General features: G+C 34.5%; 12 protein-coding genes and 1 pseudogene. 8 read left to right on the top strand and 5 right to left on the bottom strand.

All coding sequences use genetic code 11. The annotated features are described in order from the left end of the window. The 6 genes from ACIQXV_RS17145 to ACIQXV_RS17120 all read left to right on the top strand — a co-directional run. Positions 1-1,410, top strand: a 1,410-nt coding sequence (locus tag ACIQXV_RS17145; protein WP_402960424.1) for an Ig-like domain-containing protein, incomplete at its 5' end; no start/stop codon positions are given. 1,089 nt (positions 1,411-2,499) lie between these two features. After that, entirely contained in the window at positions 2,500-2,727 is a 228-nt protein-coding gene (locus tag ACIQXV_RS17140) for a hypothetical protein (protein WP_402960423.1), read from the top strand. A gap of 541 nt (positions 2,728-3,268) precedes the next feature. Further along, complete coding sequence (locus ACIQXV_RS17135; RefSeq protein ID WP_402960422.1) at positions 3,269-4,882, top strand: PucR family transcriptional regulator; 1,614 nt, start codon at positions 3,269-3,271, stop codon at positions 4,880-4,882. Between the two features lie 139 nt (positions 4,883-5,021). Then, entirely contained in the window at positions 5,022-6,068 is a 1,047-nt protein-coding gene (locus tag ACIQXV_RS17130) for a 2,5-dihydroxypyridine 5,6-dioxygenase NicX family protein (RefSeq protein ID WP_402960421.1), read from the top strand. Between the two features lie 7 nt (positions 6,069-6,075). Further along, on the top strand, positions 6,076-6,678 hold the full coding sequence (locus ACIQXV_RS17125; protein WP_402960420.1) for a substrate-binding periplasmic protein: 603 nt from the start codon (positions 6,076-6,078) through the stop codon (positions 6,676-6,678). Between the two features lie 367 nt (positions 6,679-7,045). Continuing rightward, on the top strand, positions 7,046-8,404 hold the full coding sequence (locus ACIQXV_RS17120) for a purine-cytosine permease family protein (RefSeq protein ID WP_402960419.1): 1,359 nt from the start codon (positions 7,046-7,048) through the stop codon (positions 8,402-8,404). 76 nt (positions 8,405-8,480) lie between these two features. On the opposite strand, the gene ACIQXV_RS17115 is transcribed toward ACIQXV_RS17120, so the two are convergent. The 4 genes from ACIQXV_RS17115 to ACIQXV_RS17100 all read right to left on the bottom strand — a co-directional run bounded on the left by ACIQXV_RS17115 (position 8,481) and on the right by ACIQXV_RS17100 (position 12,813). Then, positions 8,481-8,984 (bottom strand): competence protein ComK, encoded by a 504-nt coding sequence (locus tag ACIQXV_RS17115; RefSeq protein ID WP_402960418.1) that lies wholly within the window; start codon positions 8,982-8,984, stop codon positions 8,481-8,483. 815 nt (positions 8,985-9,799) lie between these two features. After that, a complete protein-coding gene (locus ACIQXV_RS17110) occupies positions 9,800-10,060 on the bottom strand; it encodes a hypothetical protein (protein ID WP_402960417.1) in 261 nt (86 codons plus the stop codon). 571 nt (positions 10,061-10,631) lie between these two features. After that, positions 10,632-11,024: a VOC family protein gene (locus ACIQXV_RS17105; RefSeq protein ID WP_402960416.1), complete on the bottom strand. Its 393-nt coding sequence runs from the start codon at positions 11,022-11,024 to the stop codon at positions 10,632-10,634. A gap of 1,348 nt (positions 11,025-12,372) precedes the next feature. Continuing rightward, entirely contained in the window at positions 12,373-12,813 is a 441-nt protein-coding gene (locus ACIQXV_RS17100; protein ID WP_402960415.1) for a cell wall hydrolase, read from the bottom strand. A 218-nt stretch (positions 12,814-13,031) separates the two neighbouring features. Between ACIQXV_RS17100 and ACIQXV_RS17095 the strand changes: the two are divergent. Then, positions 13,032-13,557 (top strand): annotated as a pseudogene (locus tag ACIQXV_RS17095) (transposase); the annotation flags it as partial. Positions 13,558-13,676: 119 nt separating this feature from the next. Here ACIQXV_RS17095 and norA read toward each other — a convergent pair. After that, positions 13,677-14,870 carry a multidrug efflux MFS transporter NorA gene (norA, locus tag ACIQXV_RS17090; protein WP_402960414.1) on the bottom strand — a complete coding sequence of 398 codons (1,194 nt, stop codon included), beginning with the start codon at positions 14,868-14,870 and terminating at the stop codon, positions 13,677-13,679. A gap of 118 nt (positions 14,871-14,988) precedes the next feature. Between norA and ACIQXV_RS17085 the strand changes: the two genes are divergently transcribed. Further along, a complete protein-coding gene (locus ACIQXV_RS17085) occupies positions 14,989-15,813 on the top strand; it encodes a MerR family transcriptional regulator (protein WP_402960413.1) in 825 nt (274 codons plus the stop codon). Positions 15,814-15,859: the final 46 nt, after the last annotated feature.

The raw sequence follows: 15,859 nt of genomic DNA, 5'->3' as shown, positions 1-15,859 counted from the left end.
ATAAGAAAAATTGGCGATAAGCAATATGAATATACAATAAACGTTGAAGCACCTATGAAATCAGGACAGGTATCCTTCAACTTCGGAGAGAGCAATTACCTATTTGATAGTCGCGAAGGAACTGAGGCTCCATTTTTTAATAGTGAAGTGTATAAAGTCGAAGTAGGGGATGTAAATACTTTTCTAAAGATTAATCCAATAACTAATATCGATAAAGAAATTACTGGTAAAGCACAAATTGGCTCCATTGTTTATGCTAAGATCCAGGGACAATTGTATTTTGATGAGGTGAATGATAATGGAGAATTTTCAGTTTCAATTCCTTCTCAAACCGAAGGAACCCATATTGAGGTTTGGTCCGTAAATAAGAAGGGGAGCAGTAGTGAAATTAGAAGCCTATCTGTTGAAGATATCATTAGTCCTGAAAAACCATTTGTTGATGAAGTTACTGATTCATCTACTACTGTGACAGGAAAGGCAGAGAAGGGCTCAACAATTTCCATAAAAAAAGATTCGATAGAAATTGGTTCTACTGTAACGCAAGAGAATGGTCAATTTACCGTAAGTATCCCTGTTCAAAAAGCAGGCACTGAATTAGTGATTACAGCTACTGACAAAGCTGGAAATGTCAGCGAAGCAACCACTGTTGTCGTTAAAGACATTACCCCTCCTGCAAAACCTGTGGTGAATGAAGTAACGGACAGAGATACTTCCGTAACAGGGCAAGCAGAAGCTGGTTCTAAAGTCGATATAAAAATTAATGGATCTGTTATTGGCTCTGCTTCTGCAGGCATAGATGGCAAGTTCGCAGTTGCCATTCCTGTTCAACAAGCAGGTACTGAACTGTTCATCCTTGCAACTGACAAAGATGGTAATGTTAGCGAAGAAACTAAAATAGTTGTCTCTACAGTCAAAGCTAAACTTTCCGGTTGGGTCCAAGAGAATGGAACTTGGTATTTCTATGATAAAACCACTGGAGAAAAGAAAACTGGCTGGTATTTAGATGGTGCAACATGGTACTTCCTTGACAATACTGGTGCCATGAAGACGGGCTGGTTGAAAGACGGATCGACTTGGTACTTTTTAAACAATAACGGTGGAATGAAAACCGGATGGTTAAAAGACGGTAACACCTGGTATTTCTTAAATAACAGTGGTGCTATGAAAACTGGATGGCTCAAAGACGGAAATGTCTGGTATTTCTTAAATTCTAGCGGTGCCATGAAGACCGGCTGGCTTAAGGACGGCACCTCTTGGTACTTCTTAAATACTAGCGGTGCTATGAAAACTGGATGGCTGCTAAGTGGTTCAACCTGGTATTTCTTAACTACTAGCGGGGCTATGCAGACTGGCTGGGCGCAGATTTCCGGAAAATGGTACTATTTTAATCAAAGTGGCGCTTTAGAGTAAATACGAAAACACTCCCTAAGCAATTTGCATTAGGGAGTGTTTTATTTTGGGAAATAGAAATAGAACTGAAGTGGGAAATGGTCTCAATTATCTATAGCGAGGATAAGGTAGTTGTTCAAGTAACAAAATTGAATTAACTTCTATGATACTATGTTTACGGCAATTTAACACTGTTCGTTGTCAGAATTTGACGGAAGTAGTGACAACAATAAATGGGGAAAGGACCCTAAAAAATTGCAGTACATGACAACGCCTGAAACTATGGAAAAGCTAAGAATGATGGAGGGTTTCTTCAAGGACCTTCCTTGGGAAGAGGAAGAGGAATAGACTAATTTCTGGTATTTAGTTAAAACGGTGCTGAATTTGAAAAACTCTATGGTTTTTATCCCATAGAGTTTTTTAGATATGAAAACCAAATAGAAAAAATTTATTTTTGTTGCTAATAGAATTTCCGACAATCTTTTTACCATTGTTTAATAAAAAAACCTATGTACCAGGGAATTCGGGAGATTCAATCAAATGATTGAGTAGTGTTGGAAAAAAGGAAAAAAAGTAGATTTATGTTGGTTTAATAGAATGACGACATTTTCTGGGGAATAATGCCCTTTGTTCTGTAGAAATCCTACTGGATTATCGACAATAAATTTCCCTGCTAAATCAATATAATCCCTTGGTAGCGTTGATAATACGGTATTGAATCAAACGATTAGTTAGTTTATTTCATAAGAAAAATAGTCGATATTTGTACTATTGGTGGGAATAGCTTGATTGTTATGGGATAGTTCCATTTATCTTGCAATATTCAACAATATTTTTTTGCTCTGGACATGAAAGAGCCTTATTTGGTAGTGTTTATCCAGGTTTTAACCAAATGTTTGATTAGTGTCGATATTACTTGATATTCGTAAAATCACAAAGAAGATTGTCATATGGAAATATGTATTCCCCCAACATTTGATAAATAGAAAAACACTGCCCCCAGTTAAGGGGCAACTCAATATGTAGTTGTTACAAATTGTACTTGTTTGCAATATTGTCACAAGGGATTTTCATTTTCCTGTTTAAATTATAGTTAAGGAGGGTGATCAATTGAAACCAGGAGAAAAGAAAAATTTTGTTTTGATACCGTTTTTAGGACTGATTGAAGTAGGAGATACGAAGAAAGAAACCATGAAAAGAATTGAGCGGGCAAGGGCTGACAAGGAAATTGCGGATAAAAAAACACTTAGAAGACTACGAAAGACCTTTCCTGACCTTGCTATTGACCAAGATGGGCTTAGCTTGAAAGTTATACCCCAAGAGGATGAGGAACTCTAGGTGCTTCCCGATATGCATTTGTGAGTGAAAAGCGAATCTTACATCAAAATGCTGCTATCAAATGCTAAACCAACCACCCAAGACCATCTGGTAATAATAGCAAGGATCCGAAATTTTATCCAAAAATAAAATCTCTAAGCTTAAATAGGCTAAAGAGATTTTTTATTTTTGAAATATGATTTAGTTTTAATCAGAATTTCTTATTAGAAAGCAAGAGTCGGCACCTACCTATATGGTAGTGGCCGACTCTTTTTAAAATACCGAAGACTATTGATTTAATTTTGGATTAATCGCTAGTTGTAAATATCATGCCCCTTTTCTTGGATCTTTCTTAGAGGGAAGGGGATCAAATCCATTCCCCGAGTAGAAATTAAGTTATAAAGAAATGTCAACGCTTATAACAAAAAACACTATAATAGATATGGAAGAACGTTTAAAGATATTGTAATGGCCATATCAATTATTAATAAAAAAATAGCTATTTTATATGAATCATTAAGAATGAAACTACAATTTAACAATATTAATCTGGAGTGATTATATGAGAGTAAGGGATGTATTTTCATTAAGTGGTCTTAAGTATGCTTATATAAAAGCTGGTATTGATGGTCTGGACAATAAAATATCCTCAGTAACCGTTTTAGAAGTTGCTGAGACCAAAGAGCAAAGTTGGTTAATAGAAGGACAACTTTATGTAACTTCTCTTTATGCAATAATGAATAATAAGGAGAAGCAACTAGAAATTTTTGAATCACTTATAGAAGCTAAATCTGCAGGGGTAATTATTTGCCACTTAGATCTTTGGCTTAAGAATATTGACCCAAGAATCGAAGAACTATGTAACAAGATGAACTTTCCTTTGATTATTGCTAAAAGTGAGACAACCTATATTGAGATTTTGAATCCAATTATATTGAAGCTTATGGAAGAAAAATCTGGTGGGTATTTAGATGCAAATCACATGCAGAATAAGTTAATTGAATATGTAGTCTCTAAAAAGGATGTTAATGTTATTTATAAAACAATGACAGATTTTTATTACGGTGGGAAGATATGGTTTTTAGATATTGACAATAAGCTTATTTATCCTAAATACAATACCGAGTTTAGTGAATTATCAAATTATTTATTTGAAAGAAGTAATGAGATACAAACTATAGATAATGAAAATAAGATTTTAACGATTAATGATAAAAAATACATATTAAGATTTGTCAGATCACAAGGTATGTTTTTTGGTACTATAGTTGCAGAGTTTGAGGATAATAATTTAAAGGACTCAGATTCAATACTTGATATAATATCCAGAATCTATACATTAATATCTACCAAAAATAGCAGAGTATCAGAAATTGAAATGCAAAGGCAACAAGAGTATATAGGGGATCTCATAACATGGAATTTTAGATCTGATGAAGTTGCAATAAAGATGGGAATGGATATAAATTGGGATATACAAAAAATCAGTCAGATAATTGTCCTTAACATTAACAAATTCCAAGAAAACCCCAGGGGGAATCTGAGAGAATTAGAAAGATATATAGAAAATGTTCAGTACCAAAAGACAAACGACATGATAAAAAGAGAGAATAAGGATAATTTAGTTGGGTTAAGAAGTGATTTAATTATTATACTAATTGCGAAACAAACAATAGAAATAAAAGACCGGATAAATAGAATATGTAACCAGCTGCTTAAATATTGGGATAATGATTTAGCGGGTGACATTTCTATTGGTGTAAGCAATGAATTTAATGATTTCAGGGATATTCCCAAAGCATATACAGAAGCCATAGATGCGTTTAAATTTGGAAGAAGATATTTTGGGGAAAATGAATATACGCTATACAGGGACTTAGGTTGTTTTGGATTGATTAGAGAGTTCAGAGAGAATCAAAAATTGACTACGTCTTTAGGAAATATTTTTCAAAAACTCAAAGAATATGATGAGAAGAACAAACAAGATTTGTATAATACTTTGAGCCAACTTATTATTAATGATATGGACGTGGACAAAGTGGCTAACTCTATGTATATTCACAAAAATACAGTCCATTATAGAAAAAATAAAATTATTGATTTATTAGGTTTTGAACCTTGGAAAATGCCTTACTTACTAAATACATTGATGGTAATTGCACTTGAAAACAAGTAAGTTTTTTTAGGATCTTGTGGTTAGCGGTTTGTGTTACAGCACAACTAGCTAACCTTTTTTTGGTTTTTAGAACATTCTAAAAGTTCACTTAATTGTTGTAAAATTAGGCTATATTAATAAAAAATAACGGAGGGATAGTATGGCACAATTTTTAGATATGGAACTTACAAAAAGCGCTTACAAACTAATGCACGATATGGTGAAGGTAAAACCTGGTGAAAGCGTGCTGGTAACTCTGGATTCCATTGGAGACTTCAGAGTAGCTGAGGAAATAGTAAAAATGGCTGATGCACTGGGTGCTAAGGCAATGCTGGCCTGGCATTCAACACCAAAAGGTTATGGGGCACTTACCATGGAATACTTACCAGAGCCACTTAAAGAATGTGTGGACAAAACGGATGTATGGATAGAACTAAATGATCAATGGCTTTTATACTCTCCAATATGGGATAAAGCTGTTACGAACGGAAGAACGAGGCAAGTTATGCTTGGCGGATTAGGAATAGAAAGAATTGTTAGGAATATAGGTCTGGTCGATATGAAAGCACAAAATGAGTTCCAGACAAGACTTACTCAACTAACCAAAGAAGCAACAGAAGTAAGAATAACAAATAAAGCAGGTACTGACGTAACCTTTCATAATGATCCAAACAGACCAGTAAACAATGAGATCGATTATAGTACACCGGGGGCACATTTCCTTATTGGCCAGATAGGGTGGGCACCTATTGAAGACAGTATAAATGGCAGAATAGCATTTGATGGGGCACTTAGTGGAGGTGGAGATCTCGAATTAGGTGTTCTAAGTGAGACGATAACCTACGTTGTAGAAAAAGGACGAATTGTTGAGTTTGAAGGTGGAACGCTTGCAAAGCGGGTTAAAGATTATTTCGCATCCTTAAATGACCCGAATATGTATATTGCAGCTCATGTTTGTTATGGATGCAGTCCTAATGCTAAATTAGAGGGATGCACCACAGAGGATGAGCGAATTTGGGGAAGTACTGAATGGGGGTTTGGTCATCAAGGACCAAATTATTCAGGAGGAGCACCCAGAGTTGCAAAAAGCCATGTAGATGGAATTTCATTGGCTTGCTCTGTGTGGTTGGACGGACAGTTAATACTGGATAATGGGATATTCATACATCCGGACCTTGCTGAACTAGCGAAAAAGTTAGGAAAGTAGGGGTGTGATGAAGAAATATTTAGTAGGGGCCGATCCTTTTCCGCCATATCAATTTTATAATGAGATGGGAGTTTTAGAAGGATCTGATTACAGACAGGTAGAAGAAATAGTAAACAAAATGGGAGCTACTGCAGAGTACATCTTGGATGCTTGGAGTAGAATTGAAAAAAAGCTCATTGGTAAAGAAATTGATATTGCATTTCAAGTTCAAAAGACTCCAGAAAGAGAAAAACTCTACTACTTTTCAAATCTTTTTAGGAATGCCATAACCACAATTATTTCATTTACAGATGAAGATCTTAAGTCTGTTGAAGAAATTGATCTGTTGGATAAGAAGTTGGCTGTAATTAAAGGTTATAAATATGGAGATGTTATAGATCTGCTGCCAGAAAGAATAAAAGTCTTCTGTCATGATCAACAGGAACAGGTTGAGTTTATCGTGCAAAATAAAGCTGATTATGCAGTAGTTGATCTTGGAGTCTTTGAATATCAGGCACAAGAGAGAGATTTTGACGGAGTTAAGATATTAAGACATCTTGATTTCTCAAGACCACTTTATGTTGTTTTCAATAACCCTTCAATTAGAGACGAATTTAATAGATATCTATGAAACATTTTTTACTAGGGAAACGTGGGTACGGTTCTTTTGTTTCCCTGATTTTTACCAGGTGAAGAAACGCTCTTAGTCGAGTAAATAAGGTCATAAGTGTCTTAATAAAAGGCTGTTTTCGTAAAGAATGTTGTTATTACCCATGTTCAAACTCTAAAAAGTGATTAATGGAGTGTAAAATTACACTGTTTTAGCAGGTTTATCTGATTTATCGGCGAATTTTGTAAGTTTATCGGCGAATCTTCAATTATATCGGCGAATCTAACCACTTTATCGGCGAATTTTCAATTATATCGGCGAATCTAAAACAGCAACAGACTTTTAGAAAAGAGCCTAATAAAAAAACATATCAAAAAGGGGTGTTGGTATGGTAAAAATTCAAGAAAATTTAGAGTCTCATGATGATCATTCTTTACGTCGTGTTCCTGATTCCGACAAACGGCCTATGTGGCAGGTATTAGTCGTAAGACTTGGCTTTTTTGCCTGTGTGTCGCAATTGATGCTTGGTGCAACATTAGGGTATGGAATGTCATTTTGGGATGCATTTTGGGCAGTTATGTTTGGAAGTGTGATCCTGCAAGTTATAGGCTTTGGAATTGGCTTCGCAGCTGCTAAGGAAGGTCTGTCAACCGCATTATTAACAAGATGGTCAGGGTTTGGGAATTTTGGTTCATTACTAATCGGACTAGTTATTGCCATTTCATTAACAGGATGGTTTGGTGTTCAGAATGGTGTATTTGCATTAGGACTTTACGAAGCAACAAATATGTTTAATGTACAGATATGGTCAGTCATTACGGGGTTGGGTCTTACATTACTAGTTGTCTATGGATTTAAGGTTTTAAGTTATACGGCAAATATTGGATTACCTTTATTTTTAGTTGCCGTTGGCATTGCTGCATACAAGATGCTTGCAACTGCTGATATTGGCAGTCTGCTGGTTTCTCCGGCACCTGGTACCGCACTTCCCATGGGAGTTGCGATCACTATGGTAACTGGCGGGTTTGTTGTAGGGGTTGTCACTACGCCGGATATAAGCCGGTATGTACGGACATGGAAAGATGTATTTTGGATGACAGCCATAAGTACTTTTGTCGGGGAGTTAACCATATGCTTAATTGCGGTATTAATGGCGCATGCTGTTAAATCACCAGATGTTGTCACCATTATGCTTTCTTTGTCAGGCTGGATTGGGGCATCAATTGTGCTATTTTCTACTATTAAAACAAATGATCTTAACCTTTACTCATCTAGTCTCGGTTTAACAAATTCTATGAATATATTTTTCAAGAAAAATTTTAATCGTGCTACAATGACGATTGTCGTTGGTTTATTCGGTACTTTCATGTCAGTTGCAGGGATTCTTGACAAATTTATAGGTTTTCTTGTTTTACTTGGGGTAGTTATCCCACCAGTTGTAGGTGTAATCATTGTTGATTATTTTATTTTAAAGCGTAGTAGGGCTGAGCTGGATGAAAGTAGAAGAAAAAATGAACTGCCAAAGCATAGTGAAAGTTGGAACCCTATATCCATTGTTGCTTGGGCAGCTGGTTTCGCTGTTGGTTACTTTGTTACAGATATTGGAGTATCATCATTAAATTCATTAGTAGCGTCTGGTGTGGTTTATTATATCTGTATGAAACTATTTGGTTCAGCTATAACCATTAAAAAAGTAGAAACAGGAATCTCTGATATGGGGTCAGACCCCCACTCAGCTAAAGTTTAAAAGGACCAAGGGGACGGTTCTCCCGGCATTTTTGAGCCATGAGAACCGTCCCTGTGGTTTTTTTCGTATGTAAACATCATGCCCCTTTTCTTGGATCTTTCTTTGAGGAAAGGGGATCATATCCGTTCCCGTCTACCATTTTCTTGAATTGCTCTGCCGTTTGCAGTTTATGGTTAAAAGTATAAAGCTTCGAAGGAACCATCATGATCAATCCATTCGTAAACTCTAACTTGGCTTTTCCATTTAAAGTATTCGTCCTATAAATATGATCTGGATTGAACCACATCGTGTCAGCATGCTTGGCGGATTTATTTGGGAATACACAAATATTATGTATGGGATTAACCATGATGGGACACATATGTTTATCACCGAGCAGCAACTTTGACGTTTCCATTGCTCCTTTTAAATTAAAACCGATACATCTGATACTCTCATTTAGGATTTCTAAGGGGGATCTGTCAACAATAAACGTTCTATTTTGTTCCTTCACAAGTGCACAAAGCTTTGCATTTCGATCATACTGACCAACCATAAACATAAAATCCCGATTGATAAAATAATTGTTTTCAATGAACAAATGCATACAACTCCCCAAAATGGTTTTTTATAAACTTCTTACAACCTATAAATCCTGTAAAAAAATTTGAACCTGTTCTTGCATACATCCAATCTACTTTCAGTGACACGTCCTCTCATAGTCATTTTTGAACTTTTCACATCACAACTTTTTCACTTCCTTTATCAAAAATTGTTATTTATAGAATAAAGCTGCTATCAAATTGATAAACGGCCCGTTCTAATAAATCAGTTTTATGATAAACATGTTGTCATAGGAAGGTGCTCATATACAATGTGAATTCTCTCTAGAGTTTCTATCTATCTGGCATTAAAATTGTTAAACAAGTAAGTGGAAATGGATTAAAACCATTTACATAATGTAAAATATTTTAAATTATGGGAATATAACCCTTTAATATTATAATATAATAATAATTACTTTATTACTACAGGGAATATTGCAGAATATGCCACAATTCGAGTTGTTTCGTGACAATCATGTGACATTTTTTTGGGACCAAGGGAATACCAAGGGGACGGTTCTGGTGGCTTATTTTATGAGTTAATGGAGAATTGATTACGGCCATAAGAATGTACCACTTCTGTCATTATTTTTACCAGCAATTGCCGCAAGGTTTACCGCTTGTTGCCACTGCATTTACCATCGGTATAACGTCACGGAAGTGCGGATTTACAAAGTTAAGGATTTTGAAAGATAAAAAGCCTAATTCCTCCGTACCTTGGTGAGAAATTAGGCTTTAGATGTTCAACAAACGGCCCTTTAATGGAATAACTATGATATGGCCACAGCCTTAAAATCGATTAGTTATTCTTCTACAAACGCCCCTGTAGTTTAAATTTACTTTTTTTGCCACTTTTTGCTTTATAAAAGAACACAATGCTGATTACTAAGAAGATAATAGAAGCCAAATTATCCGCAATAGACGGTGAAAGAGGGCTTGCTCGGAAAGAACCTTGAGATACATTTTCTCCCACAAACACAATTGCCACTCTTAATCTTTCTAAAGTGAAAATTAACCCACTAACTAAAATGAAAACACAACCTAGAATAGTATAAGTTTTGGGATTCATCATACCTACCTCCTCACTCAATTTATTTTACCATAAAAATCCACTTATCAAGTTAAACTATTCTGCCACGTTACTTGAATAAAGAAAAAGATCGCCGTAGCGATCAGCTCAAGCACCCGTTACTTTAAGTACACCATTTCATAATCCTAAAAAAAGCACATTAATATACAAGGCACATATATTGCCCCTTCAGAACCGCAAATCAATTTTGTTCTTTTAACGTAAAAAAGCACTCATTTTTCGAGTGCCTTCTTTATTTTTTCTTCTGTTTTGATTTACCACCGAATAGACCTATCGCGACTGCTACCCCAATGCCTATAGCAAACCATGAAGCGAAACTCATAACCTCCACCGTCTTATTGGCTTTATACACACATTTTACGTATCTATATGCGTAAGGTTACTGCAATTATGAGTGCCTTTTTTGCTGCCGATATTCCTCAAACGACCTTCTTATGTAGATTTTTTTCTTCAAGTAAAGCACCCCGTTGCATTGGAAAGAGGTTTGATTTACACACCTTTTTAAGTGAATTATGTGACGTTTATTTAAACTTTATTACTAAAAAAGAGCATGTCAGTTATTTTTATTACCAGAACCGAAACCAATTACATATCCATCTAAGTCTCGAATTGAAAATTCTTTCCAAACACCCCAGTCAAACTCAGTTAAATTTGGTTCAGAGACGATAATTGCACCATTTGTTTTCAATTCATCAAATAATGCATCAAGCTCAGTGTGATTATTTACATATGCATAAGTATTCCAAGTACCTTTGTTAGGTCTAATATCATTTAAATCTTTTGCTTGTATTAATTTAAATCCTAAACCGAAATCATCTCGTATTGCCCAATGTTCGTTTACTTCACAACCCAATACGTCTTCATAATACTTTTTAGATTTCTCAAGTTCTGATACCAATAGTACTGTTAGTGAATTTTCAATTTTCACTTTAATTTTTTCTGTCATTTAGTAATCGCTCCTATTAATATTTATTCTGTAAAATAAATAAATTCAACACAATTTTATAAAATCCTTCTTTAACTGAACTGCCATTTAGCACAATAAAAAAAGGACTAACGAAGCAGCCCATTGGTGTTCAACTAACGCAACCCGTTAGTTTAGGTATATTGTTTCACAAGTTCCCTTCATGCACTACTATCCTGTCTAAAAGCACTTTTTAAAATTATCGTAACCTTGTAAATCTAGCATGCTCTTCTTTTACTAAACTTATGAATTTCTCCTTCTCCACCTCCATACTTGTAATCATTTTTACATTTTTTTCACTTCTTAAGAACCGCTTCACCCTGCTGTTATTGTAGATTATATATTCGTATCTATAATCCTTCACCATTAAGGAAAACCAATCTTCTTCCCTTAATCTGATAATGTGTTTTTGGAATTTTGATTCAGGTGACAAATTAGGAATGAAATGTCCAATTATATCGCCTGTAATATCAATTAGTAAATCAATAATAAAACTGGTAATGGGAGTTCACTCCTTAAGAAATTTGCTTAAAAACTATTTTATCTTTATCGGGAATACAATTGAAATTATTATCATATATCCACCTCAACACTACATCTTACTTCAAGTAAACTTAATTAATATTTGTTTGTAAATGTGTTTTTTCTTCCATAAACCTGCCACTTTAATTTAAGTACAATTCTTCACACACGCTTAATCGGTTCTATAAAAGTTAGTTTATCATCCTCTGAGGAGACCTTCTGCCTACGGTATAGATAAATTCGGTAAGAAAAAAGAGGTGTTACTTTTGAAAGATTTGGGAATGTCTATTTCCTATAGAGGATATTTTTAATAGACGAAGTACAAAAAAACAAGAATATTGTCGAATAATATAAGCGTTAAGCAAAAAGTCCGATCACACTTAATAAACAAGACATCGAGGTAATAAAGACCCCATAAAAGAAGTAAAAAGTAAACTTTCTTACAAACCAATACGATTTTTCTATCAACCTTCAGCTTACATATATATAGAGGTTATTGATAATCAAAATACTAAATATAAAATTTTTCGAGGTGCGAATATGTCATTTAATCTTAAAAGTAAAGTGTTAGAGAAGAAAAAAAGGAAGGAAACACTTATTCGTAGATTATATTTGCTGTTGCAACAAAACAGAAAATTGGAGACTTATGGAGAAGAATCTTAGATTACAATTATCTTGGGCTACATTATGGGCTGAATTTTACATCCAATCTTTTATGGATTGAAATTCCTGAACCACCTTAATAATGCAGGAATTTTATTTTATGTAAATATTCCGAACATGGAAAAAGCTTACTCAAAGAGTAAGCTTAACCGCGATAAACACTATCACACGTTCCAGGTTTTGGTTCATAAAAACAATGTTCTTTAAATTGACCAGTATGAGGTTGACCGTACCATGTTGGAGGACATGGACCATGTGGATTAAAATACCATAATGCAAATTTCGCTGGGTGATCTCTCCAATAATTCAAATTTTGTTTTGCTAATCTTTTTTCAGATGTTCTTGCTCTTTGATAAAAAACATTTCCCTTTTGAACTGCTTCAAAAGAATAATTTCCACCTTGTACTTGAAATATTACATCATGAATAGTTCTTACATCTTTGAAGTCTAAACAGGTTGCTACACACCGATTCACAATTACATTTCCAACATATAACATTCCTTGTTTTCCTTCACCTTCAGCTTCTGCTCTCATCATCCTTGCCATTTCATCTACCTCATAACTTCGATAATTTACTCTTGGCATTTAATCACCCCCAAAAAATAGTATGAAAAAAAGCCCATATTCATGCCATTTTTATATAAATAAGAATGCTTATAGCATACAGTTTTTAAGGAAAATGAAAACTATTGCATTCTTTTTATGGCTTTATTCAACTATACCCGTTAGCCATCCATGCAGCGAAAAAATCGTCGCTGCACCACAGAGAATGAAAATTGTTTTAAACCGTCAATACTGATTCTACGGCTGTTGCCATGGAGAGTACAAGTGTATATTGGAAGCCAATTGTTAATTTACTTGAAGCTGAAGATATAGAGTTTTTAGTTGTGAATGCTCAACACATGAAAGCTGTCCCCGGACGCAAAACAGATGTTAAGGATGCAGAATGGATTGCCAAACTTCTTCGACATGGACTTCTGAAAGCTAGCTATATTCCAGATCGAACATATTGATTTTTTAACTGAAGAGATTGAATTGCTCAATAAGGAAGTTGCGAAAAGAGTGAGTATCTATCAAGAAGATGTGGAGAGATTAGATTCAATTCCTGGTATAGTCACCAGAATGGCTGAACAAATTTTAGCTGAAATTGGAACGGATATAAAGAAACAATTCCCGAGTGCACCTCATATGTGTTCCTGGGCAGGTTTAGTTCCTGGGCAAAACGAAAGTGCCGGGAAAAGAAAATCAGCTAAAACAAAAAAAGGAAATAAGTATTTGAGATCAGCATTAATTGAAGCAGCTCATTCTGTTAGAGGTTCGAAGACCTATTTTTTAAAAAACAAATGAGCTGGGTTCTCTTCAGTATTGCCTTTTTCACTAAATTACAGAAGTTAATTTTCATAGTTTAAGAATATTGTTTCACAATTTTCGTCTTTATTTCAATTTAATTAATTAGCTACACTAGCCTTCACTTCGTTTGAAGAATTACTTGCTTGCTTCTTCCAGAACAATGTAATAACTATTCCCAGAACTAGTATCACAGTCGAAAAGTAGTAAGGGTAGTTAATATCTATATCAAATAATATCCCCCCTAGAATGGGTCCACTAATGTTCGCTAAACTTGTGAACATAGAGTTCATACCACCAACGAAACCTTGTTCGTTCCCGGCGATATTTGATAGGTATGAAGTAACTGCTGGCCGGAATAAATCAAATCCTACAAAAACAATAAATGTAACAAGTAAAATAGAGAAGTATGAATGAACAACAGTCATTAAAAAGACAAGTAAGGCTGATAAAATTAAGCTGTATCGAATCAGTTTAATTTCTCCCCATATTCGTGTCAGCCGATCAAATAAAACAACTTGTGAAACTGCACCAAAAATTGCACCACCTGTGATAACAATGGCTATATCGGATGGTTTAAAATGAAATTTATGGTCCACAAATAGACTAAAGAACGATTCAAAAGCTGCTAATCCAAATGAGGCAATAAAAATTAAAATAAACGCAAGGAAATATTTTGGGGCAAAAATACGTTTATAGCCAAACTTACCGTCGGAGAGTTGTTCATTATGCTCTTCTTTACGATTCGGCTCAGATAATAAAATAATAGAGAGTATAGCCGCGATTGTCCCAAGTGCTCCTGCAAAGAAGAATGGTATACGTGTTCCAAATTCCGCTAAAAATCCACCAATACCTGGACCAATAATAAATCCTGTACTAATTGCTGCTGACATATAACCTAATGCTTTCGGGCGAGTATCCAAATTTGTAATATCAGCAATAAAAGCTGTAACGGCTGGCATAATGAATGCAGCACTAATTCCACCTAAAATACGAGAGATAAATAACATTTCTATTTCTTTTCCGATTCCGAATAATATTTCGGATATCCCGAAAATAAATAAGCCAATGACAATCATAATTTTCCTGCCGAATTTATCAGCTGCTTTCCCTGCAAATGGTGAAACTACCAATTGAGCAATTGCAAATGCTGCTGTTAAATAACCAATTGTTGTTCCAGTAATGCCTAATTCATTCATCAGCGTAGGTAAGACTGGAATTACAAGACCAATTCCCAAAAAGGCAATGAATAAATTTAATAATAATAATCCTAAAGTGACATTATGAGTCTTCATCTTTTACATTCTCCTTAACAAAACTAAACCGCAAACTTACTAGTATTGTATTCATTTATTTACAAATCCCATCCTAGTGTATATAGTAACTATATAGTCAAGGGTGGAGCTGTAAATAATGAATGAAAAAAATGGAAAATATTTAACTACAGGTGAATTCGCAAAGCTTTGCAGAATAAACAAACAGACACTCTTTTATTACGATCAAATTGGGCTTTTTTCTCCGGTATTGAAAAATGAAAAAGGTTACCGGTATTATTCAATCCGCCAGATAGAGCTATTCTTTGTTATTGATTTATTAAAGGATATTGGAATGTCGCTAAACGATATTCAACAATATACGCAAAATAAATCGCCTGAAAGTTTTTTGTCCTTAATGTATCAAAAAAAGGAAGAGATTGTGAAAAAACTTCAGGAAATAGAAGCGAAGAAAAAAATTATTGAGGCAAAAATTGCATTAATGGAAGAAGCGTCACACCTTGATTTTCATCAAGTTACTTTTGAACAATTACCAGAAGTAACACTTTATTTAAGTAGAAATATTGAAAATATAACCGATGAAGAATTTGTAGAGGTCGTTTCAGATTTTATTAATGAATTGAACGTATCACAACTTGATACAGGGTACCCAATAGGTGTTATAACGAAACGGGAACAAGTATTAAAGGGAGAATTCACTAATTATAGCTATTTATATATTGAGCAACCAAATCCAAAGGAAGGATATCCGTATTTTAAAAGTGTTAAGGGTGATTTTCTCATTGGATATCATATAGGCGATGAGAAAACAATAAATAAAACATATCAGCGACTTTTTTCAGAGATGGAACGTTTAAATTTAGCCTTAGGTGATTATGTTTTTGAAGAGTATATTTATGATACAGTTGTAATGAATCATAAGGAACATTACGTCACCAAAATTATGATACAAGTGATCAAATAGAAAGTTATTCTTTAATAATTCTTGTGTAGATGAGCTTGGGGAAATT

The organism is Neobacillus sp. NPDC097160, assembly GCF_044762155.1.
Lineage (GTDB): Bacteria > Bacillota > Bacilli > Bacillales > Cytobacillaceae > Neobacillus.
The sequence above is the reverse complement of the archived record's forward strand: the minus strand, read 5'-3'. Positions and strand labels throughout refer to the sequence as shown.